This window comes from Streptomyces sp. TLI_171, from assembly GCF_003610255.1.
GTDB lineage: Bacteria > Actinomycetota > Actinomycetes > Streptomycetales > Streptomycetaceae > Kitasatospora.
The window spans coordinates 6,993,087-7,018,209 of sequence record NZ_RAPS01000001.1 but is presented as its reverse complement, the minus strand read 5'-3'; the positions used below and the strand labels follow the sequence as shown (position 1 = coordinate 7,018,209).

Genomic DNA, 25,123 nt, shown 5'->3' with positions numbered 1-25,123 from the left:
CCGACCATTCCCGTTGTTCACCGCTTAAGGAGCGGGTCACTTGCGCAGACTCCCCACAGCCCTCATGGCTGCGCTGACGACCAGTGCGATAGCACTGACCGCCGTCCCGGCGTTCGCCCAGCCGTCCACCGCCGCACCGGAGTTGACGGTGCAGCAGGCCGCGGACGGCCAGGAGGCCCCGCCGTCGCCGCTGCCGCCGCAGGAGAAGGCCCGGCAGGCGCTCAAGGCGCAGGCCCTGGAGCAGGTCAACCAGGGCACGGTCGCCAAGAACGGCAAGTCGGCGCCGGCCAAGGTGAAGGTCGGCAACGACTACGTCCAGCTGGCCACCCAGCGCACCGACAAGGTGTTCGTGATCCTGGCCCAGTTCGGCGACCAGGTCGACGACACCACCCAGTACAACGGCCAGGCCCGCTACGGCGGCACCCCCGGCCCGAAGCACAACGCCATCCCGCAGCCGGACAAGAGCGACACGCACACCTACTGGGAGCGCGACTTCGGCCGCGACTACTACCAGAAGATGTTCTTCGACGACACGCCCGGCGCGAACTCGATGCGCAACTACTACCGCACCCAGTCCTCGGGGCGCTACGACATCCAGGGCACCGTCTCCGACTGGGTGACGGTGCCGTGGAACGAGGCCCGCTACGGCTCCAACAAGGGCCCGCAGGGCGGCGGCGCCTGGACCCAGGCCCAGGAGTTCGTCCGGGACGCCACCAAGGCCTGGTACGACGGCGAGCTCGCCAAGGGCCGGTCCGCGGCCGACGTCAAGGCGGAACTGGCGCAGTACGACACCCAGGACCGCTACGACCACGACAAGGACGGCGACTTCGACGAGCCGGACGGCTACCTCGACAACGTGATCGTGGTGCACGCCGGCGTCGACGAGACCTGGGGCGGCGGCGCCCAGGGCGCGGACGCCCTGTGGGCGCACCGCAGTTGGACCTTCCCCGACCCGACCGGGCAGACCGGTCCGGCCGGGAACCGGATCGGCGGCGCACCGGTCGGCGACTCCGGCCTGTACGTCTACGACTACGTGCAGGCGGGCGAGAACAGCGGCGTGGGCCTCTTCTCGCACGAGTACGGCCACAACATCGGCCTGCCGGACCTCTACCCGACCACCGGCGGCGACAATTCGGTGAGCTTCTGGTCGCTGATGTCCTCCGCCTCGTACCTGGGCCGGGGCCGTAACACCACCGGCGAGTACCCGGGCGACCTGGACGCGTGGAGCAAGCTGCAGCTCGGCTGGCTCGACTACGACGAGGCGCAGGCCGCGACCCGCTCCAGCCACACCCTGGGCGTGAGCGGCTACCACACCGACCAGGCGCAGGCCGTCCTGGTGCACCTGCCGCCGAGCACCACCACCACCTCGCTGGCCACCCCGTTCGAGGGCGGCCGGCAGTGGTGGAGCGACACCGGCGACAACATGGACGCCTCGCTGACCCGCACCGTGGACCTGACCGGCGCCACCGGGCCGGCCGCACTGGACGCGGCGACCTGGTACGACATCGAGCAGGACTACGACTTCCTCTCCGTGGAGGCCTCGGCCGACGGCGGCAGGAGCTGGACGCCGCTGCACGGCACCGTCGACGGGCAGCCGATCGGCGACACCACGGCCCTCACCCCAGGCCTGACCGGCGCCTCCAACGCCTGGCGGCGGCTGCACGTCCCGCTCGACGCCTACGCGGGCCGCAGCGTGCAGGTCCGCTTCCACGTCACCTCGGACTCCAACACCCACGGCAAGGGCGTGCTGCTCGACGCGGTCACGCTGACCGCGGGCGGCGCGGTGCTGCTGGCCGACGGCGCGGAGGGCGGCGGCGACAGCGGCTGGACCCAGGTCGGCTTCTCGGTGATCCAGGGCCAGGACGCGGTCAAGCAGCACCCGCGGGCGTACCTGGTGGAGAACCGCCGCTACACCGGCTACGGCGCCTTCCTGAAGACCGGCCCGTACAACTTCGGCTACTCGGGCGTCGCCGGCAAGGCCAACGTGATCGACACCTACCCGTACCAGGAGGGTGTCCTGGTGTGGCTGTGGGACACCGCGTACGGCGACAACAACACCGTCGACCACCTCGGCGGCGGCCTGATCCTGCCGGTCGACGCCCGCCCGCAGGCGCAGCGGTTCGCGGACGGCACGGTCACCAACGGGCGGTCGCAGCCGTACGACGCGACCTTCTCGCTCAAGCCGACCACCCCGTTCACGCTGCACAAGGCGGGCGTGCCGACGGCGGTTCCGGCCAAGCCGGCGGTGCCGGTGTTCAACGACCGCACCGGGGTGTACAGCGACCCGGCGATCCCGCAGCTGGGGGTGAAGGTGCCCGACACCAACACCCGGATCGAGGTGGTGCGGGAGACGCAGGGCGGCAAGCTGACCACGGTCAAGGTGGGTCCGGCCTCCTGACCTGCTGATTCCGGCGGCGGTTAGCCCAGCCAGAACTTGTAAAGAGTTCTTTCTAAAGCTAGCTTTAGAACATGAGCGAACCGCCGCCGGCCATCCGGCTCACCGATCCGCGCGCCCTGCGCGCGTACGCCCATCCGACCCGGATGGCCCTGGTGGGCCTGCTCCGCCGCGAGGGACCGCTGACCGCGACCCGCGCGGCGGAGCTGCTCGGCACCGAATCGGTGGCGAGCTGCTCCTTCCACCTGCGCCAGCTCGCCAAGTACGGCCTGGTGGAGGAGGCGGGCGGCGGGCACGGCCGGGAGAAGCCCTGGCGGGCGACCGCCGCCTTCACCAGCTGGGACTCCTCCCCGCCGACCCCGAGCAGGCCGCCGCCGCCGACGCCCTGCAACGGGCCGTCCTGGACGGCTACTTCACCCGGGCGACGGCCTGGCTGGCGCACCGCGCCGCGGAGCGTGCCGAGTGGCGCGAGGCCGCCGGCTTCGGCGACACCGCCGTCCACGTCACCGCTGCCGAACTCGCCGAACTGAACGAGAAGATCCAGGAGTTGACCCGTCCGTACCTGGACCGGCTGACCGACCCGGCGCTGCGCCCCGCGGGCGCGCGCACCGTCCAGCTGATCCAGCTGGCCGTCCCGACGGACGTGCAGCCGTGACCGCCGCCCTGGACCAGCACCCGGCCCGCCCGGCCGGCGCCCTCCGCCGCCGGATACCCGAGCTGCTCCACGAACCGGCCTTCCGCCGCTACTGGACCGGCCAGACCGTCTCCTCGCTCGGCGACCAGATCACCCTGCTGGTGATCCCGCTGATCGCGGTCTCCGCCCTGCACGCCGACGCCGCGCAGATGGGCTACCTGGCCGCCGCCGGCTGGCTGCCGTACCTGCTGCTGTCGCTGCACGCGGGCGGCTGGGCCGACCGCTACGGGCACCGCCGCCGGGTGATGATCGCCACCGACCTGGGGCGCGCGGCCGTGCTGCTGACCGTCCCGATCGCCTTCGCCGCGGGCGTCCTGACGCTGGCCCAGCTGTACGCGGTGGTGCTGCTCACCGGCACGCTGTCGGTGTTCTTCCACGTCTGCAACCCGCCGCTGTTCGTGGCCCTGGTGCCCGCCGAGCAGTACCTGCGCGGGAACGCGCTGATCAACGGCAGCCGGGCGGTCACCTACGTGGCGGGCCCGGGCCTGGGCGGCCTGCTGGTCCAACTGCTGGCCGCGCCCCTGGCGTTGGTGGTGGACGCGGCGTCCTTCCTGGTCTCCGCGCTGTTCCTGCGCCGGATCAGTCCCGAGGAGCCGCCGCCCGCCGCGCCCGGCCGGGGCTCGGCCGCCGAGGGGCTGCGCTGGATCCGGCGCTCGCCGGTGATCCTCGCGGCGCTGCTCGGCACCGCCACCGTCAACCTGTTCACCTTCGTCATCGGGGCCCTGTTCGTGCTCTACGCGACCGAGGAACTCGGCTTCAGCGCGGGCCTGTTGGGTGCGGTGATGGCGGCCGCGGCGGTCGGCACGCTGCTCGGCGCGGCGGTCACCGGGCGGCTGGCGGCCCGGATCGGCGTCGGACCGGCATTCCTGCTCGGCCTGGTGGCGTTCCCCGCGCCGCTGCTGCTGATCCCGCTGGCCGGCGGGTCGCCCGGCACGGCCGCGGCGCTGCTGTTCGGCGCGGAGTTCCTGTCCGGCGTCGGCGTGATGATCCTCGACATCACCGCGGGCACGATCTTCGCGGCGTGCATCCCGGACGCCCTGCGCTCCCGGGTCTCCGGCGCCTACCAGGCCGTCAACTACGGGGTGCGCCCGGTGGGTTCGCTGCTCGGCGGGCTGCTCGGCAGCACCCTCGGGCTGCGGCCTGCGCTGTGGATCGCGGCCGTCGGGGCGCTCGCCTCGGGGCTGTGGGTGCTGTTCTCGCCGATCCCGCGGCTGCGCGAGCTGCCCGGGCAGCAGGACTGACTCCCGCTCAACCGCCGGGCACCATAGCGTATTCGGGCATATGCCCGAGCGATATGCCGGAAAGTCTCGCTCTCCCGTGGCGGCGCCGGTAGCGTTGCGTCCTGGTCAGACTACCGCAGGTGAGCGCGGTGGCAGCGACGCGCCGTGCCTGCCGCGGTGGGGAGGGAACGCACTTCGTGCCCGGGATCGAAGAGTGCCTTGCGGAAGCCATGGGGATCACCGGCGCCCTGGGCGTCAGCCTGGTCGACTGGACCAACGGCCTGGCCATAGGCACCGCCGGACTCGGCCCCGACGGCGACCACGAGACCGGGGCCGCGGACGCCACCGAGCTCGCCCGCGCGGTCACCCAGACCCCCTCCTTCGCCGACCCGGACACCGGGGCGCCGCCCGCCGAGGACGTCATCGTCACCTCGGCGGGCAACTACCACCTGATCCGGTTCGTCCCCGCGTCCTTCGACGCCAACGTCTTCCTCTACCTGCGGCTCGACCGGGACACCGCCAACCTGGCGATGGCCCGGCTCCGGCTCGCCGGGATCGCCGACCGGCTGGTGCTGTCCTGATGTGGCCCGCCGAGACCCTCGCCCCGCCGCTCACCCCCGCGGCCGTCACCGTCCCGCCGCGGCCGCCGCTCCCGCCGACCGCCCTGCCCACGGTGCCGCCGCTGCTGGTCGCCTCGCCGCTGCGCTCGGCGCAACCGGCCGCCGACGCACCGCCGCCGGCCGACCCGGCGGCCCGGCCGCGGCGCGCGCACGCCGCGCCGCTCCCCCGCCGCCGGCGCTCCAGCTGCGCGCCCGCCACCACCTTCGAGGCCGCGCTCACCGACCTCGCCGCGGAGGGCGCCACCGGAGCGCTGCACGGCCCGGACGGCGCGGTGCACCTGGCGGGCGGCCTGGTCGTGCACGCCGAGGCGCCGGGCGGCGCGACCGTCGGCCACCTGCTGATCGGGGCCGGCCGGATCGGCGTCCGCGCCTGGGAGGACAGCCTGCTGCTGGGCGCCGGCCGGCTCGCCGAGTACCTGGTCGACAGCGGTCTGATCGGCGCCGGCGCCCTCGAACTCGCCCGCCTGACCGCCACCCTGGACGCCGCCCAGGACGCGCTCGCCCAGCACGTCGGCGAACTGCGCTTCGACCCGGCCGCCCATCCGGTCTTCCGGCTGGCCCGGCCGCTGTCGGTGCTGGAACTGCGCGGCGCGGTCGGCCGCCGCCGCGCCCTGCTGGACGCCTGCTGGCCGTCCGCCGAGCTGGACCGCTCGCCGCTGCTGGCCTCCGGAGCCGCCCCGGTGCGCCGCACCGCGGTGCCGCGCCGCCGCCGGGAGGCGCTGCTGGCCGCCGCCGACGGCACCCGCACCGCCCCCGAACTGGCCCGGCTGCTCGGGCGCTCCACCTTCGGCACGCTGCTGGACGTCCGGCAGCTGGCCGCCGCCGGGCTGCTGACGGCCCGGCAGCCCGCCGCCGCCTTCGACCCGCCGCCGGCCTCCGTGCCGCAACCGGCGCTGCCGGACGTGTTGTTGCCGCCCGGTCCGCGCTCCTACGACTCCTCGGACCCGGAGGTGGGCCTGCTGCTCCGACTACGCGCCGCTCTGGAGGCCCTGTGACCGCCCTGCCCGCCCGACCCGTCCCGCCGACCCAGTCATGAAGCGGACGTTTCGACAACTGACCGCGAGGAGGACCCCCGTGCTGCCGGAAGCCGAGGTGCAGGCCGAACTGCGCGGCCTGCGGGCGCGCATCCCGCACCTGACCGGATCCCTGGTCGCCACCATCGACGGCCTGGTGGTGGCGCACGACGCCAGTGCCCTGGAGAGCGAGAGCGTGGCGGCGCTGACCGCCGCCGCGCTCGGCGTGGGCTCCCGGCTCACCGAGGCGACCGGGCAGGGGGCCTTCCGCGAGCTGATCACCCGCGGCGAGCGCGGCTACACCGCCACCTACGCCGCGGGCGCGTACACCGTGCTGACCCTGCTGGCCGGCTCGCAGGCCAACGTCGGCCGACTGCACCTGGAAGCCCGGCGGGCCGGGGCGCGGATAGCCGCGCTCGCCGACACGGACCTCGACCGGACGTCCTTCTGACCCCTGACGCTCATCTCACTGCGCACCACCCCCGTCGCCCGAAGGACCTGACGGGCCGTCAATTTCTCTCATGGAAGAGGTACTTGCAAACAATGGCTGCTGTGGAAACCGCGCTCAAGGACATCATGAGCTCGATCGAGGGCACCATCGGCGTCGCCCTGGTCGACTACAACAGCGGAATGGCGCTGGGCACCATCGGCGGCGGACCGGACCTGGACCTGAACGTCGCGGCCGCCGGCAACACCGACGTGGTGCGGGCCAAGCTGCGCGCGATGGAGCTGCTCAACCTGAACGAGGCGATCGAGGACATCCTGATCAGCCTCTCCACCCAGTACCACCTGATCCGGCCGCTGACCTCCCGCACCGGCAAGGGCCTGTTCCTGTACCTCGCCCTCGACCGGGGCCGGGCCAACCTGGCGATGGCCCGGCACCAGCTGAAGAAGATCGAGGCGGAGCTGGAGGTCTGACCGGCGGCTCCGGCTACCGGCGCAGGGTGAGCAGACCCCCGGTGGGCACGCGGACGGACAGCTCCGTGCCGCCGACCGGGGTCTGCGCCCGCGCGACGGCGCCGCCCAGGCAGTCCTGCACCAGCAGCTCGACGGCGCCGGGCGGGCGGTCGAACTCCACCCGCACCAGGGTGTCCTGGTCGGCGTTGGCGACCAGCAGCAGCTCCCAGTCGCCCGCGGCCCGCAGCGGCAGCGGGGCGTACCGGCCGAAGGCGAGCTGCGCGCCGTGCCGCGCCTCGATCAGCGGATAGGCCAACTCGGGTCGGTGCGGGCGGAGTTCGCCGCGCTGCAGCAGGGTGCGGTGCTCCTTCATGACGCTCAGCCAGAAGGCGAGGGCGGTCAGCTGCTCGGCGCTCTGCGCGCCGAGGTCGACGGAGACCTGGGCGGTGGCGAACAGCACCGACTGGAGCAGGACCGCGATCTGCTCGGGGCTCTCCCCGGGGTGCCAGGTCAGCGGGTCGGCGTGCACGGCGAGCGGGCCAGCGGTGAGCCGCAGGTCGGCGGTGCGGACCCGGTTCTCCACCGCGTTGTGCGGGCAGTCGGTGGCGCGGACCATGGTGGCGTAGGGCCACAGCCCGGGCCCCAGGTAGTCCTGCCGGTGCTCGACCAGGACCTCGGGGCGGGTGGCCCGCAGCCGGGCGTCGAGTTCGGCGAGCAGCTTCTGCACGCCTTCCGCGACGGTGGCGCAGTCGGCTTCCGGCGAGGCGGTGTGGGGGGCGGCGCCGGGTGGCGGCTTGCGGGCGAAGGTGTCGACGAAGTCGACCTTGAGGCCGTCGACGCCGTGCTGCTCGACGGCGGCGGCCAGCCGTTCGACCTGGTGGGCGCGGACGGTGGCGCTGCGCGGGTCGAGCAGGTGGGTCTCCAGCAGCGGCAGGTGGGCGAGGGTGTGGCCGGCCAGCCGCTCGGCGGCCCGGCTGCGGTCGCCGACGAACGGAACGGCGTGCCACAGCAGGTAGTTGAGGCCGATCGCCTGGATCCGCCGGACGTGGCCGGCGAAGTCCGGGAAGTCCTTCGGGGCGGGCTCCCAGTCGCCGGTGGTGGCGTAGGAGCGGGTGCGTTCGTCGGTCTGCCAGCCGTCGTCGACGATCAGCGAGCGGAAGCCGAGCGGGGCGGCGAGTTCGGCGAGCTGCTCGACGTCGGCGGAGGTCATCGCCAGGTGCAGCGCGTACCAGGTGCAGAACACCGGCTCGAAGGCGGCCTCGGGGACGTCGCGTGCGGGTGCGAGCGTCGCCCACCAGGCGGCGGACTCCCGCACGGTGTCGGCGAAGTGGCGGCGGGTCAGGTCGAGGCGCAGGCTGAGCTGGGGGCCGTCGTGCTCGACCCACCAGCTGTAGCGGCCGGTCTCCTCGACGGCGCCCTCGCCGATCGTGACGGGCCGCACGAGTTCGCCGACCGCGAAGGTGCACAGCGCGGCGTCGCCGGCCCCGACCAGGCTGCCGACGGGCGCTCCCTTGGGCAGCGAGGCCTCCCGGGGCAGCGCCCAACTCGGGGGCAGCCATCGGGCGTTGGTGTTCGGTGTCCAGTAGCCGGTGGCGCCGGTGCAGGGCAGCTGCCACTCCGCTCGCAGCCGGAGGTCGGCCCCCGTGCCGCGGGCCTCGATCAACAGCGTGCCGGGCACGTCGAGTGGGGTGACGGTGACGGCCGGTTCGGCCTCGCTGCCGATCGCGGTGATCCGCAGGGCGAGCGGGCCGGCGTCGACGGTGCGGGAGGTCTCGGTGCGGCCGGACGGCGGTGCGGAGCCGTCCCAGGACAGCGCGGTCACGCGGTGGTTCCTTTCCCGGAGGTGGTCCCGCCCCGGCCGGCCGCGGAAGCGGTCGGACGGCCGGTCGGGGCGGGGGCATCGGTGCGGCGGCTCGCTCAGCGGCGGAGCGGGCCCTCGCAGGTGTAGTCGGCGGTGCCGGCCTGGCCGCCGGGCCAGACCTCGACCTTGCCGAACCAGCAGTTCATGTCGTCGAGGTTGTTGGCGACGCCCTTGGTGCGGGCCAGGACGAAGTAGTCCACGGTGGCGGACATGTCCTTGAACACCCGGTCCGGGCTGCCGGAGTCGGCGAGGTTGGCGGTGATCCGGCCGGTGCAGACGAAGCGCATCGGCTTGTTGTCCCAGTCGCCGTTGTCGGTGCAGTCCGGGGTGTTGTAGGTGGCCTTGGCGAACGCGGCCCGCACCTCCGCCGGGTAGGCGTACTGCAGGGATCCGTTCGGGGTGAAGTCGGTGGCGGGGACGTCGAGTTGGTCGACCTTCTTGATCTGCGCGTCGAGGAACGCCGAGTACTCGGCGTTCAGGCCGGCGTCGGCGCCCAGCCGGGCGCGCCAGGCGTCGAAGCCCGCCGGGTCGTCGGCCCGCTGGTAGCCGTACATCTCGCGCAGCAGCGAGGGGTGGGCGGTCCACAGGAACTCGAAGAAGGTGCCCGCGTAGTTGTAGAAGTGGAACGCCGGCGCGTCGTCGTAGCGGGCGTGCAGGAGCTGGTCGACGGTCATCCGCGGGATGCCGTTCGCCTCGTCCCGGGCGAGCGCAGCCACCAGGGCCTGCCGGACCTCGATGCCCTGGTCGCGGGTCGCGCCGTCGAAGAACTCGGCGGTGCCCTCGTCCATCGCGGTGGTCCGGTCGTCGGCGTACCAGCGCTGGTCGCCGAAGTAACCGGGCACCGCCCAGCGGCCGTTGAGGTAGTGCACGTACTCGTGCCGGAACAGTTCCTCCAGCGTCAGGTACGACTCGGCGCTGGTGCGCTGGTAGGTGTAGAACGTCGCGCCGTTCTCGATGTAGATGCCGCCGTTGTTGGTGGCCATCCCGGTCAGCAGCGGGTGGTACACCTCGTAGTCGGAGCGGGTCGCGTACAGGTGGATGTGCAGCGTGCCGTTGGTGTCGCCGGCCAGCGGCGCGTCGGTGCCCAGGACCCGGAAGAACTGGGTCTTCACCTGCTTGCTGGCGTAGTACATCCGGTCGACGGTGGCCTTGTCGAGGCCGGTGTGCACCTCGATCGCACCGTTGTCGTACGTGTAGGTGTTCGGGAAGAGCCTGGCCTCGATCCGGTCCGTGCAGACGTCGAACCGGGCGCAGACGCCGTACGTGTTGGCCCAGCCGACCACCTTGATCCACGGCGCCGAGTACTCGCCGAAGGTCGCCGCGGTGTCGTTCAGCAGGCCGCCGATCTCGCCGGTGAGCTGTGCCTTCAGCGCGTCGATCTGCCCGAACCGGCCGTACTCGCCCATCGCGTCCCGGGCCAGCCAGTCGTTCTGGCTGCCCTTCAGGTGGCCGGCCGTGGCGAACGCGCGGAACGCGGCGCGGTAGTCGGCGTCGGCGGTGACGGCGGCGGTGAACGCCTGGTCGCGGTTGCCGATGCCGAGGAAGTTGATGTTCAGCGCGGAGAGCGCGGCGCCGCCCCACTCCCAGGACCCGGCGACCTCGGTGCCGCTGCCGAACTGCGCCAGCACCCGCTTCACCAGCGGCAGGTTGTGTTCCCGGTTGCCGGTCGAGCCGGCCACGACGCCCAGTTCCCGCAGCACCAGGCCCGCGGCCGGCGTCGGGTCGAAGGCGTGGGCGCTGCCCAGGTACGCGTCGATGGCGCGCTGCACGGCGGTGGTGGTCGGCGCGGTGGTGAGGTCGATCTCGGCGTGCGAGAAGTCGTGGAACACGGCCGCGTGCAGGAAGTACCAGAGCTGGTACAGGTTCGGGTCGTTCGACGCCGCCAGGCTCTCCGCCTTCGCGGCGACCGCCGCGACGTGCGCGGCGTCCATGGTGGTCGCGAAGCGGGCGTCCCACGTCCAGAGGGCCCCCTGCAGGCACTCCTCGGTGACGGCCGGGTCGGCGAGGAACTCGGCGAGGGCCTGCGGCGAGAGCCCGGTCATCCCGCTCGCGTCACAGGTCACGCCGGCCGCGGTGGTCGCCGACTGCGCTGCGGTGGGCGCGGGCCGCCCGACCTTCGACGGCAGCGCGCCGGGAATGTGCCCGTCGCCCAGCGACCCCCCGCCAGGTGCGGGCGCGACGGCCCCGACCTGCTCGGTCGCCGCCCCGAGGTGATCGACGTCGTCGTACGCGGTCCGGTCGGTGGGCGCCGCGGCGGCGGCTGCGGGCGCCGGGTCCGCGGCGGCGGCGTGGGTGCTCTGCAGGAACGGCACGGCGAGGGACGCGGCGATCGCCGCGGCCAGCAGGGTCTTTCGGGTGGATCGCACAGTGGGGGCTCCATGTCGGCGCAGGTGTGGGGGTGGGCGTCGCGCGGCTGACGGGTCGTCAGGGTCCCGTTCAGGCTTCCGGGAAGTGGCAGGCGACCTGGCGGGTGGGGGTGTTCAGGGTGAGGAGGGGGGCCTCGGTGCGGCAGATCGCCCGGGCTTTCGGGCAGCGGGGGTGGAAGGTGCAGCCGGGCGGGGGGCTGGCGGGGCTGGGCGGGTCGCCGAGCAGGACGATCCGTTCGCGGGCGCGCTCGGCGGCGGGGTCGGGGAGCGGGACGGCGGAGAGCAGCGCCTTGGTGTACGGGTGAGCGGGGTGGTCGTAGACCTGGGTCTTCTCGCCGATCTCGACGATCCGGCCGAGGTACATGACGGCGACCCGGTGGCTGATGTGCTTGACCACGGCGAGGTCGTGCGCGATGAACACGTAGGCGACGCCGAGTTCGCGCTGCAGGCGTTCCATCAGGCCGACGATCTGGGCCTGGATGGAGACGTCGAGCGCGGAGACGGGTTCGTCGGCGACGACCAGTTCGGGCCGGGTGGCCAGCGCGCGGGCGATGCCGATGCGCTGGGCCTGGCCGCCGGAGAACTGGTGGGGGTAGCGCTCCAGGTGTTCGGGCGCGAGGCCGACCAGGCGGACCAGGTCGCGGACCTCGCCGCGGATCTTCTCCGCGGAGGCGCCCTGCGCCCGCAGCGGCGCGGCGATGATCTGCTGGACGGTCTGCCGCGGGTTCAGCGAGGCGAACGGGTCCTGGAAGATCATCTGGAACTGGCTGCGCAGCGGCCGGAGTCGGCCCTGCGGCAGGCGGGTGATGTCCTGGCCGCGGAAGCCGACCGTCCCGGCGGTGGGGTCGAGCAGGCGGACCAGCATCCGTCCGGTGGTGGACTTCCCGCAGCCGGATTCGCCGACCAGGCCGAGGGTCTCGCCGGGGCGGACGTCGAAGCTGACGCCGTCGACGGCGCGGACGCCGGGGCGGCGGCGGAGGGTGCCGCGCGGTCCGGGGAAGGTCATGCCGAGGTCGCGGACGCTGAGCAGGGCCCGGGGTGCGCCGGGGTCGGCGGGGTCCGCGGTCGTCAGGGTCTCGGTGGTCATGCGGTCACCTCATCGAGGACGCAGGCGCTGCGGTGGCCGGTGGCGACGGTGCGCAGCGGGGGGCGTTCGCCGGTGCAGCGGTCGTCGGGCGCGGCGGCGTAGACCGGGCAGCGCGGGTGGAAGGCGCAGCCGGCGGGTGGGGCGAGCAGCGAGGGCGGGGTGCCGGGGATGGAGCGCAGGTCGGCGTCCTCGGGTGCGTCGAGTCGGGGCAGCGAGTCGAGCAGGCCGCGGGTGTAGGGGTGTCGGGGGGTGGTGAAGAGGGTGTCGGCGGGGGCCTGTTCGGCGGCGGAGCCGCCGTACATGACGAGCACCTCGTCGGCGACCCGGGCGATCACGCCGAGGTCGTGCGTGATCATGACGATCCCGAGTCCGCGTTCCTGCTGCAGGCGCATCAGGAGTTCGAGCACCTGGGCCTGGACGGTGACGTCGAGGGCGGTGGTGGGTTCGTCGGCGATGATCAGGTCGGGTTCACAGGACAGGGCGAGGGCGATCATGGCGCGTTGGCGCATGCCGCCGGAGAACTGGTGCGGGTGTTCGTCGGCGCGGCGGGCGGGTTCCGGGATGCCGACGTCGCCGAGGACGTCGACGGCCCGGGCGCGGGCCCGCTTGCGGCTGCCGCCGAAGTGCTGGCGGTAGGCCTCGGCGATCTGGTCGCCGACGGTGAAGTACGGGTGGAGGGCGGTGAGGGCGTCCTGGAAGACCATCGCCATCTTCCGGCCGCGCAGTTGCCGCAGTCGTTCGTCGGGGGCGCCGATGAGTTCGACGCCGTCGAGCTTCGCGGAGCCGGTGACGGTGGCGCCGCGGTGCAGGCCCATGACGGCGAGTGAGGTGACGGACTTTCCGGAGCCGGATTCGCCGACGATGCCGAGGGTGCGGCCGCGGTCGACGGTGAAGTCGACGCCCTTCACGGCCCGGACGGCGCCTTCGGCGGTGTCGAACTCGACGGCCAGGTCCCGTACGGACAGCAGGGGTTCGGTCATGCGAGCCTCGCCCTCGGGTCGATCCAGGCGTAGACCAGGTCCACGACCAGGTTGGAGCTGACGATGAAGAAGGAGGCGAGCAGGGTGACGCCCATGATCACCGGCTGGTCGGACTTGTTCAGCGAGTCGGCGAAGAGCTTGCCGATGCCGGGGAGGCTGAACAGCGATTCGGTGATGAGGGCGCCGGCCAGCAGGCCGCCGAGGTCCATGCCGAGCATGGTGGCGACGGGGGTGAGGGCGGGGCGCAGGCCGTGCTTGCCGACCACCCGGCGCTCGGGCAGGCCTTTGGCGCGGGCGGTGCGGACGTACGGTTCGGCCATCGTCTCGATGACGGAGTTGCGGGTCATCCGGGCGTAGATGGCGGCGTACAGCAGCGAGAGGGTGATCCACGGGAGGATCAGGTTGGTGACCCACTGCCCGGGGTTCTCGGTGAACGCGATGTACCGGGGGTAGGGGAGGACGCCGGCGACGCTGACGACCAGGTAGAGCAGGATCATCGCGGTGAAGTAGACCGGCAGGGCGGCGATGCCGATGGTGCCCACCATCAGGGTGCGGTCGAGCCAGGTGCCGCGGCGCAGTGCGGAGAGCACGCCGGCGCCGACGCCGAGGACCAGCCAGAGCACGGCCGCGCCGAGGGCGAGCGAGACGCTGGTGGGCAGCCGGTCCATCATCAGGTCCCAGACGGGCTGGGCGGATTGGAAGGAGTAGCCGAAGCAGGGGAACCCGCAGTGGACCGCGTACTGGCCGCTGCCCATGGTCTGCCCGGCGAAGATGCCGACGACGTAGCGGCCGAACTGGACGATCAGCGGGTCGGCCAGGCCGAGTTGCTGGCGGACGAGTTCGATCCGGTCGGTGGAGCAGTCCTTGCCGCAGAACTGGGCGGCGGGGTCGGCCGGCAGCAGGAAGAACACGGCGAAGGTGAGCGCGCAGATGACCAGCAGGGTGGCGGCCATCGCGGCGAGCCGGCGGAGCAGGAATCCGATCACGTCCGGCTGCCCTTCGGGTCGAGTGCGTCGCGCAGCGCGTCGCCGACCAGGGTGAAGGCCAGGACCACCAGGAACAGGCAGGCGCTGGGCAGGATGAAGAACATCGGGTCGACCTTGTAGTAGAGCACCGCGTCGGAGATCATCTGGCCCCACGAGGGCGTGGGCGGGCGGATGCCGACGCCGAGGAAGGTCAGCGCCGCCTCGGTGCCGATCAGGCCGGGGATGGCGAGGGTGACGTAGACGATGACGGTGCCGGTGAGGTTGGGCAGGATCTCGCCGAACAGGATGCGCAGGTCGGTGGTGCCGCTGGCGCGGGCGGCCTCGACGTACTCGCGGTGCTTGAGCGAGAGGGTCTGGCCGCGGACCACGCGGGCGATGTAGGGCCAGGAGAAGAAGGACATCACGCCGATCAGCAGCACGACGCGGTTGACGTCCCGGGCCACCGACAGCAGCGCGATCATGAAGATCAGGCTGGGGAAGGACATCATGACGTCCATGAAGCGGCTGATCACGGCGTCGGTGCGGCCGCCGAAGTAGCCGGCGGTGATGCCGAGGACGGTGCCGATCAGGGTGATCAGCACGGCGGAGGCGAAGGCCACCAGCAGGCTGATCTGGGCGCCGTAGAGCAGCCGGGCGAAGATGTCGCGGCCGAGCAGCGGTTCGACGCCCAGCCAGTGCTGGGGGCTGATGCCGCCCAGGCTGCCGCGGGGCAGGCCGCCGAGGTACGGGTCGATGGCCTTCTTGTCGACGGTGTCCGGGCGGGTGCCGCTGATCGCGGTGAGCACGGGGGCGAGCAGGGCGGCCAGCACGAAGAAGGCGATGATGCCGGCGCCGATCCTCGCGGTGCGCTGGCGGCGCAGGCGGTGCAGGGCGAGGGCCCGGGGGGAGGCGGGGCGGCGGGGGCCTGGGCGGCCTCCGGGGCCCCCGCTCCCCCGGCCGGCGCCGGGGCGAGCGGGGTGGTCATATCGGGAACTCCCGCCTTACTTGACGGACTTGAGGCCGATGACCGCGTAGTCGATCTGGCCGGCCCAGACCGGGTGGGCGTAGGCGCCGGCGATGTTGGAGCCGACCAGCAGCGGCTTCTTCTGCCACACCAGCGGGACGGCGGGCGACTTGTCCATGATCTTGGCGTCCAGCTCCAGCCAGGCGGAGTTGGCCTTCTGCAGGTCGTCCAGGCCGGCGATCCGGTCGAGCTCGGCGTTGGTCTCCGGGTCGTTGAACCGGGTCATGTTGCCGTTGTTGCCCTTGTCCTTGATCAGGCGGCCGTCGTAGATCATCGGCAGGAAGGTGGCGGCCGACGGGTAGTCGGGACACCAGCCGAGCTGGGTGAGTCCGGGCTGCTTGTCCTTGTCGCCGACGATGGAGTTGACGGCGGTCGGGTCGACGGTGGTGATGGTGACGTTCACCCCGGCCCGCTTGAGCGCGGCCTGCAGCGCCTCGGCCTGCGGCTTGCCGCCGGTGGAGGTGACCAGTTCGGTGTCGAAGCCGTTCGGGAGGCCCGCCTCGGCCAGCAGCTGCTTGGCCTTCTCCGGGTCGCCGGCCGGCTTGATCATGAAGTGGTCGACCGGGGCGCCGGAGGTGAGCACCGGCGGCAGGTAGGTGGTGGCGATGTCGTTGAACGCCGGGCCGCCCATCGCGGCGGCGAAGGACTCCTTGTCCACCGCGTACTGCATCGCCTGGCGCACCTTGGCGTTGTCGAACGGCGCCTTGGTGGTGTTCATGTCGAGCATGGTGGTGCAGCCGGCGTTCTCGCTGATCAGGCGGGCCTTGACGTCCGGGTTGGTGAGCACCTCGGAGATCTTCGCGGGCAGCAGGTCGACGTAGGAGATGGCGTTCTTGTCGTCGCCCTGGTCGGCGATCAACCGGTCGGCGATGCCGGAGCCCTTGAGGGTCTGGTCGACCACGATCCTGTCCGGGTAGGCCTTGCGCACCGGGTCGGACGCCGGGTCCCAGTTGGTGTTGCGGACCAGCACCATGCGCTTGCCGCGGTCGTAGCTCTCGATCTTGTACGGGCCGGAGGAGACCGGGTGGTTGGAGTAGTTGGCGCCGGCCTCCTTCGCCTTCGGGACGGGCGCGAAGGTCGGCAGCGTGACGGTGTAGCCGAACTCGGCGACCGGGCGCTTCAGGTGGAAGACGATGGTCTTGGCGTCGGGGACCTCGATGGCCTCCTTGCCGAGCCGCTCGCCGCCCAGCGGGCCCTTGTAGCCGGCCGGGGCGTTCAGGTAGCGCACCGCGTAGTCCGGGCCGCCGGGCAGCTCCGGGGAGAACGACCGCTCGACGTTGTACTTGATGTCGTCGGCGACGATCGGGGTGCCGTCCTCGTACTTGAGGCCGTCCTTCAGGTGGAAGGTCCAGGTCTTGGCGCCGTCGCTGGGGGTGCCCAGGTCGGTGGCCAGGTCGGGTTCGATCTTCAGGCCCTCGGCGCCCGGGGCGGCCTTGAAGGTGGTGAGCGTCCGGTAGAGCATTCGGACACCGACGTCCATCACCGGCATGGTCCAGTTGCGGGCCGGGTCGAGCTGGTCGAAGTCCTGGTTGGAGAGGATGGTGAGGGTGCCGCCCTTCACCGGCGTGCCGCCGATGATGCCGTTGCCCTGCGTGGTCACACCCTTGTCTCCGCCGTTGTTGTCTCCGCTGCCGCCGCTGTTGCTGCTGCACGCACCGAGGCCGAGGGTGAGGGAAGCCGCGATGGCCGCCGCGAGGGCGGCGTGGGTACGCCTGTTCATGTGCAACTCCGGAACTGGGGGCCGCTCAACGGGGATCTGTGCCGCCGGGGGTCTGGCCCACTCTGAGGTGTGACCCGTAACATAGTAATGTGAAATTGCACTGCGCAATGAGGCGGCCGGACCGTTATCGAGCCGTGTCATTGCGGGCCCGCCCGGGCCGCGCAACTCCCTTTCCCCGTAATGAACTTGTCCCAGGTCAGAGGAGCCCTCGACAATGGCCGACCAGCCGCAGCTGAACACCGGAAGCCACGACCTCCCCGTCACCCCCGCACTGGAAGCCTTCATGGCCGGGCAGTGGGCCGCCACCCCGCTGCCCGCCGACCGGCGCGTCCCCGGGCACGACTGGTTCCCGGCCCGCCGGGCCGGCCTCGCCGCCGCCTTCCCCGGCGAGCGACTGCTCGTCCCCGCAGGGCAGTTGAAGGTCCGCAGCAACGACTGCGACTACCGCTTCCGCCCCTACAGCGGCTACGCCCACCTCACCGGCCTCACCGGCGAGGAGCAGGTCGGCCACGTCCTGGTGGTCGAACCCGACGGCGAGCCCGTCCTCTACCTGCGCCCCCGCTCCGACCGGGCCGACGGCAGCGCCGAGTTCTACCGCGACCGCCGCTACGGCGAGTTCTGGGTCGGCCGGCGCGCCGACCTCGCCGAGGCCGCCCGGCTCACCGGCCTGCGCACCGCCCACCTCGACGACCTGCCCAAGCTCTTCACCGGCTCCGTCCCCACCCGGATCGTGGCGGGCGTCGACCCCGTGCTCGACGCCCTCGCCGGCCGCGCGGCCTCCGGTTCCGCCGCCGACGGCCAACTCGCCTCCGCGCTCTCCGAGTTGCGCCTGATCAAGGACGCCTGGGAGGTCGAGCAGCTGCAGCTCTCCGTCGACCACACCGCCCGCGGCTTCGAGGACGTGGTCCGCGCCCTGCCCGCCGCCCTGCGCCACCACCGCGGCGAGCGCTGGCTGGAGGGCGCGTTCAACGCCCGCGCCCGCGCCGAGGGCAACGGCACCGGCTACGACACCATCGTCGCCTCCGGCGCGCACGCCTGCGTCCTGCATTGGATCCGCAACGACGGCCCGCTCGACCCCTCCGAGCTGCTGCTGCTCGACGCCGGCGTGGAGACCGACACCCTCTACACCGCCGACATCACCCGCACCCTCCCGCTCTCCGGCACCTTCACCTCCGCCCAACGCGACGTCTACGAGCTGGTGCTGGCCGCCCAGAACGCCGGCATCGCCACCCTGCGGCCCGGCGCCTCGTTCCGCGACTTCCACCGCGCCGGCATGCGCGTCATCGCCGAGGGCCTCGCCGACTGGGGCGTCCTTCCGGTCTCCGCCGCCGAAGCCCTCCACGAGGACTCCGGTCTCTACCGCCGCTACACCCTCTGCTCCAGCGGCCACATGCTCGGCCTCGACGTGCACGACTGCGCGAAGGCCCGGGCCGAGACCTACCTCGACGGCGTCCTGGAGGAGGGCATGGTGCTCACCGTCGAACCCGGCCTCTACCTCCAGCCCGACGACCTCACCCTCCCGCCCGCCCTCCGCGGCATCGGCGTCCGCATCGAGGACGACCTCGTCATCACCGCCGACGGCGCCCGCCTGATGTCCGACGCCCTCCCCCGCACCCCCGACGCCATCGAGTCCTGGATGGCCGCCCTGCTCCCCTGAGCGACAGCCGCGCCGCTAGTCGTTCCACTGTCGCGCCTCGTGCCACAGGGCGCGGGTCAGGTCGGCGGCACCGCCCTCGCGGGCGAGGTGGTGGGCGGTGCCGGCCCAGAGGTGCATGGCGGTGAGGTCCTCGCGGCGGGCGGCGGCGGCCCGGAGGGGCTGGGTGAGGTGGTGGACCTCGGGGTAGGCGGTCGGGGCGTAGCGGTCGTGGCGGTCGATGAAGGCGTTGCGGAGGCCGCGTGCCGGGCGGCCGGTGAAGGCTCGCGTGACGGTGGTTTCGCCGAGAGCGGTGAGGGCCCGGCGGTGGGCCGGGGAGGCGCCGGACTCCTCGGTGCGCAGGTAGGCGGTGCCGAGGAGGGCGGCGATCGCTCCGGCGCGCAGTGCGGCGGCGATCGCCGGGCCGTCCCCGAGGCCACCGGCTGCGATCACCGGCAGGGCGGTCACTTCCCGTACAGCGGTGATGAGTTGGAGCAGCGGCAGGGTGCCGGGCGGGTCCTCCGCCCGGTGGGTGGCGCGGTGCCCGCCGGCCTCGGGGCCCTGGACGGCGAGGGCATCGAGGCCGAGCGCGGTGGCGGCGCGGGCCTCCTCGGGGCTGGTGACGGTGCCGAGCTGGCGGATTCCGGCCGCGCGGACGGCGGCGGCCTCGGCGGGTTCGGGGAGGCCGAAGGTGTAGGAGACCCAGGCGACGGGTTCGCGCAGCAGGGCGTCCAGTTTGGCGTCCCAGTCGTCGCGGTCGGGTGGGATCGCGGCGGGCAGCTGAATGCCCCACTGCAGGGCTTCGGGGAGCAGGCGTTCGCGGTAGGCGGCGACCGGTCCGGGCGGGGCGGGCGGCCCGGGGACGAACAGGTTGACGCCGATCGGACGGTCCGTCAGCTCGCGGGTGCGCCGGATCTGTCGGAGCATCGCCTCGGCGCTGCGGTAGCCGGCGGCGAGAAACCCGAGGCCGCCCGCGCGGTTGACCGCGGCGACCAGTTCGGGGGTGCTCGCCCCGCCCGCCATGGGCGCCGCGACCAGCGGCACCGTCCAGCCGAACTCCATGCCCGCTCCTTGTCCGCCGGTCCTCCCGCGGCCACCCTACGTCGCCGCGCCCGGCCGTCCGGGGAACCCGCTCGCGGGGTCCGCGCCGCCGAGTGCCACAATGGCGCGACGATCAGCGGTGAGGGGGGCGGGGCATGGCGATGGGTCAGGTGGCGTTGACGGTCCGTCGGCTCGGCGTCGGGACCCGGGCGGCGCTGGTGGGCGCGTCGGTCGGCGCGGTGCTGGTGGTGGGGGTGCTGGCCTCCCTGACCTCCCCCGAGGCCGTCGGGCCGCTGGTCCCGATGGCCGTCCCCGGGGTGTGGCTGGTGCAGGGCTGGGTCCTGTTGCGTCTGGCCGGCGTGCACCGCCCGCTCGGCGCGACCGCGGCGGCGACCGGCCTCGCGCTGCTGCTGGCCCTCCCCTCGCTCCGGGTGGCGGCGGGCACCCCGTTCCTGGTCCTGGCCCCGATCCCGCTCGCCGCCGGCTGCTTCGCGGTCGGCGCCCTCCTGTTCGCCCCGCGCGTCTCGCGCACCACCACCAACGTCCTGACCGCGGTCTTCGTCGCCGCGGTGTCGCTGTTCCTGCTGACCCGGCTGTCCCCGTCCTTCCTCTGGTGACGACCGGCCGAGCCTGGCGCCGCGCCGGCCGGCCGAACGGCCGTCCGTCGAGGGCCCGTTCACGTTCACGGCCGGCGAGGACGGGGTGCTGCGGCTGGTGCGGGAGGGATTCCTCGTGCGCGTGTGCTGCGAGGCGGACCTGCCTGCGCGGTGGAACGTGGACGAACCGGTAGCGTGACGGGCGTCACATCGCAGGGCTGTCACAGCGGGGTGGGCGGCGGGGTCAGTCCTTGCAGAAGCACTCACCACAGGGAGCCGACCATGGACGCACGTCTCAACTACTTCGCCAACCCGCTCGGCGCGAAGTTCCTCAAGTACATCAACTCGGCGGGCCACGCGCTGGGCCTGTCGGCGCTGCCCGCGGCCACCCAGGAGCTGGTGAAGATCCGGGCCAGCCAGATCAACGGCTGCGGGTTCTGCACCGACATGCACACCAAGGACGCGGCGCACGCCGGCGAGAGCCAGCTGCGGCTGAACCTGGTCGCCGCCTGGCGGGAGGCCACCGTCTTCACCGAGGCGGAGCGCGCCGCGCTGGAGGTCACCGAGCAGGGCACCCGGATCGCCGACGCGGCGGGCGGGGTCAGCGACGCGGCGTGGGCGGAGGCGGCCCGGCACTACGACGAGGAGCAGCTGACCGCGCTGGTCAGCCTGATCGCCGTGATCAACACCTACAACCGGATCAACGTGATCATCCGTCAGCCCGCGGGCGACTACGTCCCCGGCCAGTACGCCTGACGCCCGGCGCTCGACGGGCGTCGCCTCCGCAGGGCGCGGGGTGACGGCCCGTCAGGCCAGGTCGCGGGCGGCCGCCGCGGCGGCCGCGCGGGTGGGGCGGTCGCAGCCGGCCAGCCGCAGTGCGGCGTCGGCGACGGCGGGGCCGACCTCCGCGGTGGGGTGGGCGTTGCGGTCGCGGACCACGGCGACGCCGCCCTCGACCAGGCCGAGCAGCAGGTCGCAGCGCAGGTCGCGGCCGGGCTCCGCGGGGTCGATCAGGTGCAGCAACTCGCCGTAGGCTGCCTTGAGTTCGGCCCTGGCCCGGCGGAAGTGGGCGAACCGTTCGCCGCGTACCTCGGGGAGCTGGTAGAGCGCGCCGAGGTTGTACAGGCCGCGGTGCAGCAGCGCGGCGTCGGCCGCGGCCAGCGCCCACAGCCGGACGGCCGGGTCGAGCTCGGGCCGGGCGAGCAGGGCGGTGGCGAGCACCAGCGAGGGTTCGACGGTGGACTCCAGCAGGGTGGCGAGGATGTCCTCCTTGCGCGCGAAGTAGTGGTACATCGACGCCTGCCGCAGGCCGGCCTTCTCCGCCACCGCCCGGGTGGTGGTCGCGGCGTACCCGTTCTCGGTGAACAGCTCGGCCGCCGCGGCCAGCACCTGTTCCCGGGGGCTCAGCGAACTGTCGGACGGCCCCTGCGCGCGCGGTCGTCCGACCCTCGCTCGGGGCTGGGAGTACTGGGCGGCCATGCGCAGAATCCTTCCACACCCGCGACCCCGGCCCGCACCGCGCGGCCGCCGCGCACCAGCACGGCGGCGGCCGCGCGCACCGCGGCCTCCCACTCGCGCAGTTCCTGCGCGGCGAGGTACCTCGTGCTGCCGCAGTCGCAGTGCCGGGCGGGGAGGTCGAGCAGCCGCTGCGCGTCCTCGCCGGCGGGAGAAAGGTCCTCGTTCCGGACCGCCGCGGCGGCCGGCATCGGCGTCAGCCGGCCGGTGTGCAGGCCGTCGGCGAGGTCCCCCACCAGGTGGCGCGCGTCCGCTGCCGGGTCCGGGTCCGGCACCCCGAACTCGGCCAGCACCTCGCGCAGCAGCGGGGCCAGGTCCGCCGACGACTCGCGGCGGCCGCGGCCGGCCAGCTCGCGCAGCGCCGGCGAATCGTGGCCGTCCACCAGCGACCGGGCTGCCGCCACGGGCAGTTCCGAGCCCGGCAGCAGGCCGGAGGTACCGCGGTACCGCGGGACAAGCGGCAGGAGGGGTTCCATGCCGGGCATCCTGCCGCTCCCCCACCCGCCCCCGCCAGCGGTTCTGCGGTCCCGGCTCAGCGGCCGGTGCGGGCCACCGGGATCCACAGCTGGGCGTGGTGCTCGGCCGGGTCGTGCTGGGCCGGGCGGGTGCGCAGGATCTCCGGGCCGGGCCGGTACTCGTACGGGTTGGCGGGCATCCACTGGGCGGCCACGTCGGCCCACATCTGCTGCAGGGCCTGCGGGAACGGGCCGGTGTTGTCGAACACCGCCCAGCTGCCGGCCGGGCAGTCCAGTGCGTCGAGGTCGTCCGGCAGGTCGGCGGCCGAGCTCACCACCGCGTGGTAGTAGTCGAGTTCGCTGCCCTCCTCGAAGCTGTCGGACAGGCGCACCGTCGCCGAGACGACGCCCTCCGGGTCCTGGTCCGAGAGGGCGGCGATCCGCAGCATGTCCTCCGGCGGGATGCCCCGGATCAGGTCGGCGATGTGCGGGTTGACGCCCCGGTGGATCAGCGGGACGCGGGCCTTCCGGCCGACGACGCGGAAGGCGTCCTTCTCCACGATCCGGTACCGCATGGTGGTGCTCCCTTCGACGGTGAGGCGGAAGGACAGCCGGGGCTGGGAGTTCAGCGTCGCGCCGCTGCGCCTGGCCTCGCCGGGGCCGACGCCGTGCAGGGCCCGAAAGGCCCGGGCGAACGCCTCCCCCGAGGTGTAGCCGTACCGGACCGCGATCTCCAGCAACGACGGCTCGCCGGCCAGCACCTCGGCCGCCGCGACGGTCAGCCGCCGCCGGCGCACGTACTCCGACAGCGGCATCCCCGCCAGTGACGAGAACAGCCGCCGGAAGTGGTACTCCGACGTGACGGTGATCCGGGCCAGCTCGGCCGCGTCGATCCGCCCGTCGAGGTGCTCCTCGACGTACTCCATCGCCTGGTTCAACCGGTCCAGCATCCCCGGCCTCCTTCCTCTTGCCCGACCGACGTTAGGCCCGGCCCGGCCCGCTGGACCCGACATCCTGTGCCCGCTCCGGTCGGGTCAGCGCTCCGCGGGCCGGATGATGCCGGCGGCCAGGCCGGCGGCGATCGCGGAGGTGCGGGAGTCGACCCCGAGTTTGTCGTAGACGTGCACCAGGTGGGTCTTGACGGTGGCTTCGCTGATGAAGAGGCGTCTGGAGATCTGCCGGTTCGGCAGCCCCTCGGCGAGGAGTTGGAGGATCTCCGCCTCGCGCGGGGAGAGCGAGGGCCGGCCGGCCCTGACCCGGCCGAGCAGGCGGGCGGCGACCGGCGGGGCGAGCACGGTCTCGCCGCGGGCGGTGGCGTGGACGGCGGCGGCGAGCTCCTCGGGCGGGGCGTCCTTGAGCAGGTAGCCGGTGGCGCCGGCCTCGACGGCGGCGAGGATGTCGGCGTCGGTGGAGTAGGTGGTGAGGATCAGCACGGCAGGCGGGTCGGGCAGCGCGGTGAGGCGGCGGGTGGCTTCGACGCCGTGCATCCCGGTGCCCATCTGAAGGTCCATCAGGACCACGTGCGGGCGCTCGGCGGGCGGCAGCGCGGCGAGCAGCTCGAGTGCGGCGGCGCCGTCCGCGGCCTCGCCGACGGCGGTCACCCCGGGCAGGTCCTCGACCATGGCGCGCAGGCCGCGGCGCACCACCGGGTGGTCGTCCACCACCAGGACGCGGATCACCGGCGCACCCCCGCGGGCACGAAGCGGCGGACGGTGCGCAGCGCGGCCCCGGGCGGCGGCCGCTCGGCGGACGGGCTGTCGGGGGCGGCCGCCGGTCCGGGGGCGTCGACGGCGCGCAGCGGGAGGGTGGCGGCGACGGCGGTGCCTTCGCCGGGGGCGGATTCGACGGTGAGGGTGCCGCCGAGCGCGGCGATCCGCTCGTGCATGCCGTGCAGGCCGAAGGATCCCGGGGCGGGCGCGGCGGCGGGGTCGAAGCCGGCGCCGTCGTCGTAGACATCGAGGGTGACGGTGTCGTCGAGGTACCCGAGGGTGACGGCGATGTGCGGGGCGGCGGCGTGCCGGACGGCGTTGGCCAGGGCTTCCTGGGTGAGGCGCAGCAGCGCGACCTCGGCCTCGACGGGCAGCGGGTGGGGCTCGCCGTCGAGGTGGAAGGCGGCGTCGGCGCCGGTGGCGAGGCGGCGCAGCGCGTCGGCGAGGGTGGTGTCGTCCAGGGCGGGCGGGGTGAGCGCGTGGACGAAGCGGCGGGCCTCGGCGAGGTTGGCGGAGGCGGTGTGCTCGATGTCGCGGAGCAGGCCGGCGGTGGCTGCCGCGTCGTCGGCGGCCGAGGCTTCGCGGGCCAGCAGGACGATGCCGGACAGCCCCTGGGCGAGGGTGTCGTGGATCTCCCGGGCGAGGCGCTGGCGTTCGGCGAGGCGGCCCGCCTCGCGCTGGCTGGCGGCGAGTTCGTCGCGGGTGCGGACCAGGTCGTCGATGAGCTGCTGCCGGGCCCGGCTCTCCCGGTACAGGGCGGCGTAGCCGTAGGCGGTGAGCAGGGCGACGGCGGCGCCGGCCAGCGGGCCGAGCACCTTGGCGGTGGTCAGGCCGCCGGGGGTGGTGGCCTGGGCGGCGATCACGGCGGCGGTGAGCGCGGCGAACGCGGGCAGCGCCAGGCGCAGCGGAAGCACGTGCAGGCAGACGAAGTACAGCGGGAAGGCGAGGTAGCTGAACTCGGGGTGCTGGAGCGTCAGTCCGATCCACAGCGCGGCGACGGCCAGCAGCCAGGCGGCGCCCAGCGCCCGGCTCGCGCGGATCGGCCGCAGCACGCCGCCCGCGGCGTACACCGCGGCGAGTGCCCCGGCGGTGACCCAGCCGGCCGGGCCGAGCGCGCCGTCGGCGGCGGCGCGGACCAGCAGCACGGCGAGCAGCGTGAAGAACAGGCCGTGCACGGCGAGGTTGGCCAGCCGCAGCGCGGGCGTCGGGCCGGAAGGGGAGGCGTGCGGCTCGGTGGTGCGAGCGCCGGCGGCAGGTGGTTCGGTACGGGGCACGCCTTCCGAGAGTACGGGGCGGCGGGGCCGGTTCGGGGCGGCGCGGCATCAACCGTTC

The 25,123-nt window shown here is 73.5% G+C and carries 23 protein-coding genes; 10 read left to right on the top strand and 13 right to left on the bottom strand.

Annotated elements, in window-relative coordinates:
- Window positions 1–64 precede the first annotated feature (64 nt).
- From BX266_RS31120 to BX266_RS31090, 7 genes are all read left to right on the top strand, one after another.
- Window positions 65–2,398: an immune inhibitor A domain-containing protein gene (locus BX266_RS31120; protein WP_099905289.1), complete on the top strand. Its 2,334-nt coding sequence runs from the start codon at window positions 65–67 to the stop codon at window positions 2,396–2,398.
- 71 nt (window positions 2,399–2,469) lie between these two features.
- Window positions 2,470–2,925, top strand: coding sequence for a helix-turn-helix domain-containing protein (locus tag BX266_RS31115; protein ID WP_259464939.1), 456 nt, complete (start codon window positions 2,470–2,472; stop codon window positions 2,923–2,925).
- A gap of 121 nt (window positions 2,926–3,046) precedes the next feature.
- Entirely contained in the window at window positions 3,047–4,330 is a 1,284-nt protein-coding gene (locus BX266_RS31110) for an MFS transporter (RefSeq protein ID WP_259464938.1), read from the top strand.
- Window positions 4,331–4,506: 176 nt separating this feature from the next.
- Window positions 4,507–4,890, top strand: coding sequence for a hypothetical protein (locus tag BX266_RS31105; RefSeq protein WP_099905285.1), 384 nt, complete (start codon window positions 4,507–4,509; stop codon window positions 4,888–4,890).
- Window positions 4,890–5,924 carry a hypothetical protein gene (locus tag BX266_RS31100; RefSeq protein WP_099905283.1) on the top strand — a complete coding sequence of 345 codons (1,035 nt, stop codon included), beginning with the start codon at window positions 4,890–4,892 and terminating at the stop codon, window positions 5,922–5,924. Before BX266_RS31105 ends, BX266_RS31100 begins: the two co-directional genes overlap by 1 nt.
- Before the next feature lie 79 nt (window positions 5,925–6,003).
- Window positions 6,004–6,393 (top strand): roadblock/LC7 domain-containing protein, encoded by a 390-nt coding sequence (locus BX266_RS31095; protein WP_099905281.1) that lies wholly within the window; start codon window positions 6,004–6,006, stop codon window positions 6,391–6,393.
- Window positions 6,394–6,485: 92 nt separating this feature from the next.
- Entirely contained in the window at window positions 6,486–6,860 is a 375-nt protein-coding gene (locus BX266_RS31090) for a hypothetical protein (RefSeq protein ID WP_099905279.1), read from the top strand.
- Window positions 6,861–6,873: 13 nt separating this feature from the next.
- Here BX266_RS31090 and BX266_RS31085 read toward each other — a convergent pair whose 3' ends face one another.
- From BX266_RS31085 to BX266_RS31055, 7 genes are all read right to left on the bottom strand, one after another.
- Window positions 6,874–8,661 (bottom strand): glycoside hydrolase family 36 protein, encoded by a 1,788-nt coding sequence (locus BX266_RS31085; protein WP_099905277.1) that lies wholly within the window; start codon window positions 8,659–8,661, stop codon window positions 6,874–6,876.
- Between the two features lie 95 nt (window positions 8,662–8,756).
- The gene (locus BX266_RS31080; RefSeq protein WP_099905275.1) at window positions 8,757–11,066 is read right to left on the bottom strand and encodes a collagenase; all 2,310 of its coding nucleotides are present in this window, start codon (window positions 11,064–11,066) and stop codon (window positions 8,757–8,759) included.
- Between the two features lie 70 nt (window positions 11,067–11,136).
- Window positions 11,137–12,153: an ABC transporter ATP-binding protein gene (locus BX266_RS31075; protein WP_099905273.1), complete on the bottom strand. Its 1,017-nt coding sequence runs from the start codon at window positions 12,151–12,153 to the stop codon at window positions 11,137–11,139.
- Window positions 12,150–13,133 (bottom strand): ABC transporter ATP-binding protein, encoded by a 984-nt coding sequence (locus tag BX266_RS31070; RefSeq protein WP_099905271.1) that lies wholly within the window; start codon window positions 13,131–13,133, stop codon window positions 12,150–12,152. Before BX266_RS31070 ends, BX266_RS31075 begins: the two co-directional genes overlap by 4 nt.
- Window positions 13,130–14,119, bottom strand: coding sequence for an ABC transporter permease (locus BX266_RS31065; protein WP_099905268.1), 990 nt, complete (start codon window positions 14,117–14,119; stop codon window positions 13,130–13,132). Before BX266_RS31065 ends, BX266_RS31070 begins: the two co-directional genes overlap by 4 nt.
- On the bottom strand, window positions 14,116–14,988 hold the full coding sequence (locus tag BX266_RS31060; protein ID WP_120314438.1) for an ABC transporter permease: 873 nt from the start codon (window positions 14,986–14,988) through the stop codon (window positions 14,116–14,118). The genes BX266_RS31065 and BX266_RS31060 overlap by 4 nt, the downstream gene beginning before the upstream one ends.
- Before the next feature lie 111 nt (window positions 14,989–15,099).
- The gene (locus tag BX266_RS31055) at window positions 15,100–16,842 is read right to left on the bottom strand and encodes an ABC transporter substrate-binding protein (RefSeq protein ID WP_099905264.1); all 1,743 of its coding nucleotides are present in this window, start codon (window positions 16,840–16,842) and stop codon (window positions 15,100–15,102) included.
- Between the two features lie 214 nt (window positions 16,843–17,056).
- Here BX266_RS31055 and BX266_RS31050 point away from each other — a divergent pair, with 214 nt between their 5' ends.
- The gene (locus BX266_RS31050; protein WP_099905262.1) at window positions 17,057–18,499 is read left to right on the top strand and encodes an aminopeptidase P family protein; all 1,443 of its coding nucleotides are present in this window, start codon (window positions 17,057–17,059) and stop codon (window positions 18,497–18,499) included.
- A gap of 15 nt (window positions 18,500–18,514) precedes the next feature.
- Here the strand turns inward: BX266_RS31050 and BX266_RS31045 are convergent, their stop codons facing one another.
- Window positions 18,515–19,537 (bottom strand): nitronate monooxygenase, encoded by a 1,023-nt coding sequence (locus BX266_RS31045; RefSeq protein WP_099905260.1) that lies wholly within the window; start codon window positions 19,535–19,537, stop codon window positions 18,515–18,517.
- A 134-nt stretch (window positions 19,538–19,671) separates the two neighbouring features.
- On the opposite strand from BX266_RS31045, the gene BX266_RS31040 reads away from it, so the two are divergent.
- Both BX266_RS31040 and BX266_RS31035 read left to right on the top strand, forming a co-directional pair.
- Window positions 19,672–20,133: a hypothetical protein gene (locus BX266_RS31040; protein ID WP_099905258.1), complete on the top strand. Its 462-nt coding sequence runs from the start codon at window positions 19,672–19,674 to the stop codon at window positions 20,131–20,133.
- Window positions 20,134–20,394: 261 nt separating this feature from the next.
- Window positions 20,395–20,868 carry a carboxymuconolactone decarboxylase family protein gene (locus BX266_RS31035; RefSeq protein ID WP_099905256.1) on the top strand — a complete coding sequence of 158 codons (474 nt, stop codon included), beginning with the start codon at window positions 20,395–20,397 and terminating at the stop codon, window positions 20,866–20,868.
- Window positions 20,869–20,919: 51 nt separating this feature from the next.
- On the opposite strand, the gene BX266_RS31030 is transcribed toward BX266_RS31035, so the two are convergent.
- The 5 genes from BX266_RS31030 to BX266_RS31010 all read right to left on the bottom strand — a co-directional run bounded on the left by BX266_RS31030 (window position 20,920) and on the right by BX266_RS31010 (window position 25,065).
- A complete protein-coding gene (locus BX266_RS31030; RefSeq protein WP_099905254.1) occupies window positions 20,920–21,591 on the bottom strand; it encodes a TetR/AcrR family transcriptional regulator in 672 nt (223 codons plus the stop codon).
- Complete coding sequence (locus BX266_RS31025; protein ID WP_099905252.1) at window positions 21,516–22,103, bottom strand: hypothetical protein; 588 nt, start codon at window positions 22,101–22,103, stop codon at window positions 21,516–21,518. The genes BX266_RS31030 and BX266_RS31025 overlap by 76 nt, the downstream gene beginning before the upstream one ends.
- A gap of 56 nt (window positions 22,104–22,159) precedes the next feature.
- A complete protein-coding gene (locus tag BX266_RS31020; protein WP_099905250.1) occupies window positions 22,160–23,032 on the bottom strand; it encodes an AraC family transcriptional regulator in 873 nt (290 codons plus the stop codon).
- Window positions 23,033–23,116: 84 nt separating this feature from the next.
- Entirely contained in the window at window positions 23,117–23,761 is a 645-nt protein-coding gene (locus BX266_RS31015; RefSeq protein ID WP_099905248.1) for a response regulator transcription factor, read from the bottom strand.
- Window positions 23,758–25,065, bottom strand: coding sequence for a sensor histidine kinase (locus BX266_RS31010; protein ID WP_099905246.1), 1,308 nt, complete (start codon window positions 25,063–25,065; stop codon window positions 23,758–23,760). The genes BX266_RS31015 and BX266_RS31010 overlap by 4 nt, the downstream gene beginning before the upstream one ends.
- Window positions 25,066–25,123 lie beyond the last annotated feature (58 nt).

What these genes read in the sequence shown, in the direction of transcription:
- BX266_RS31120 (WP_099905289.1), top strand. Translation starts at nt 65, where the DNA reads ATGGCTGCGCTGACGACCAGTGCGATAGCACTGACCGCCGTCCCGGCG.
- BX266_RS31115 (WP_259464939.1), top strand. Translation starts at nt 2,470, where the DNA reads ATGAGCGAACCGCCGCCGGCCATCCGGCTCACCGATCCGCGCGCCCTG.
- BX266_RS31100 (WP_099905283.1), top strand. Translation starts at nt 4,890, where the DNA reads ATGTGGCCCGCCGAGACCCTCGCCCCGCCGCTCACCCCCGCGGCCGTC.
- BX266_RS31090 (WP_099905279.1), top strand. Translation starts at nt 6,486, where the DNA reads ATGGCTGCTGTGGAAACCGCGCTCAAGGACATCATGAGCTCGATCGAG.
- BX266_RS31075 (WP_099905273.1), bottom strand. Translation starts at nt 12,153, where the DNA reads ATGACCACCGAGACCCTGACGACCGCGGACCCCGCCGACCCCGGCGCA.
- BX266_RS31070 (WP_099905271.1), bottom strand. Translation starts at nt 13,133, where the DNA reads ATGACCGAACCCCTGCTGTCCGTACGGGACCTGGCCGTCGAGTTCGAC.
- BX266_RS31055 (WP_099905264.1), bottom strand. Translation starts at nt 16,842, where the DNA reads ATGAACAGGCGTACCCACGCCGCCCTCGCGGCGGCCATCGCGGCTTCC.
- BX266_RS31050 (WP_099905262.1), top strand. Translation starts at nt 17,057, where the DNA reads ATGGCCGACCAGCCGCAGCTGAACACCGGAAGCCACGACCTCCCCGTC.
- BX266_RS31045 (WP_099905260.1), bottom strand. Translation starts at nt 19,537, where the DNA reads ATGGAGTTCGGCTGGACGGTGCCGCTGGTCGCGGCGCCCATGGCGGGC.
- BX266_RS31040 (WP_099905258.1), top strand. Translation starts at nt 19,672, where the DNA reads ATGGCGATGGGTCAGGTGGCGTTGACGGTCCGTCGGCTCGGCGTCGGG.
- BX266_RS31035 (WP_099905256.1), top strand. Translation starts at nt 20,395, where the DNA reads ATGGACGCACGTCTCAACTACTTCGCCAACCCGCTCGGCGCGAAGTTC.
- BX266_RS31030 (WP_099905254.1), bottom strand. Translation starts at nt 21,591, where the DNA reads ATGGCCGCCCAGTACTCCCAGCCCCGAGCGAGGGTCGGACGACCGCGC.
- BX266_RS31025 (WP_099905252.1), bottom strand. Translation starts at nt 22,103, where the DNA reads ATGGAACCCCTCCTGCCGCTTGTCCCGCGGTACCGCGGTACCTCCGGC.
- BX266_RS31020 (WP_099905250.1), bottom strand. Translation starts at nt 23,032, where the DNA reads ATGCTGGACCGGTTGAACCAGGCGATGGAGTACGTCGAGGAGCACCTC.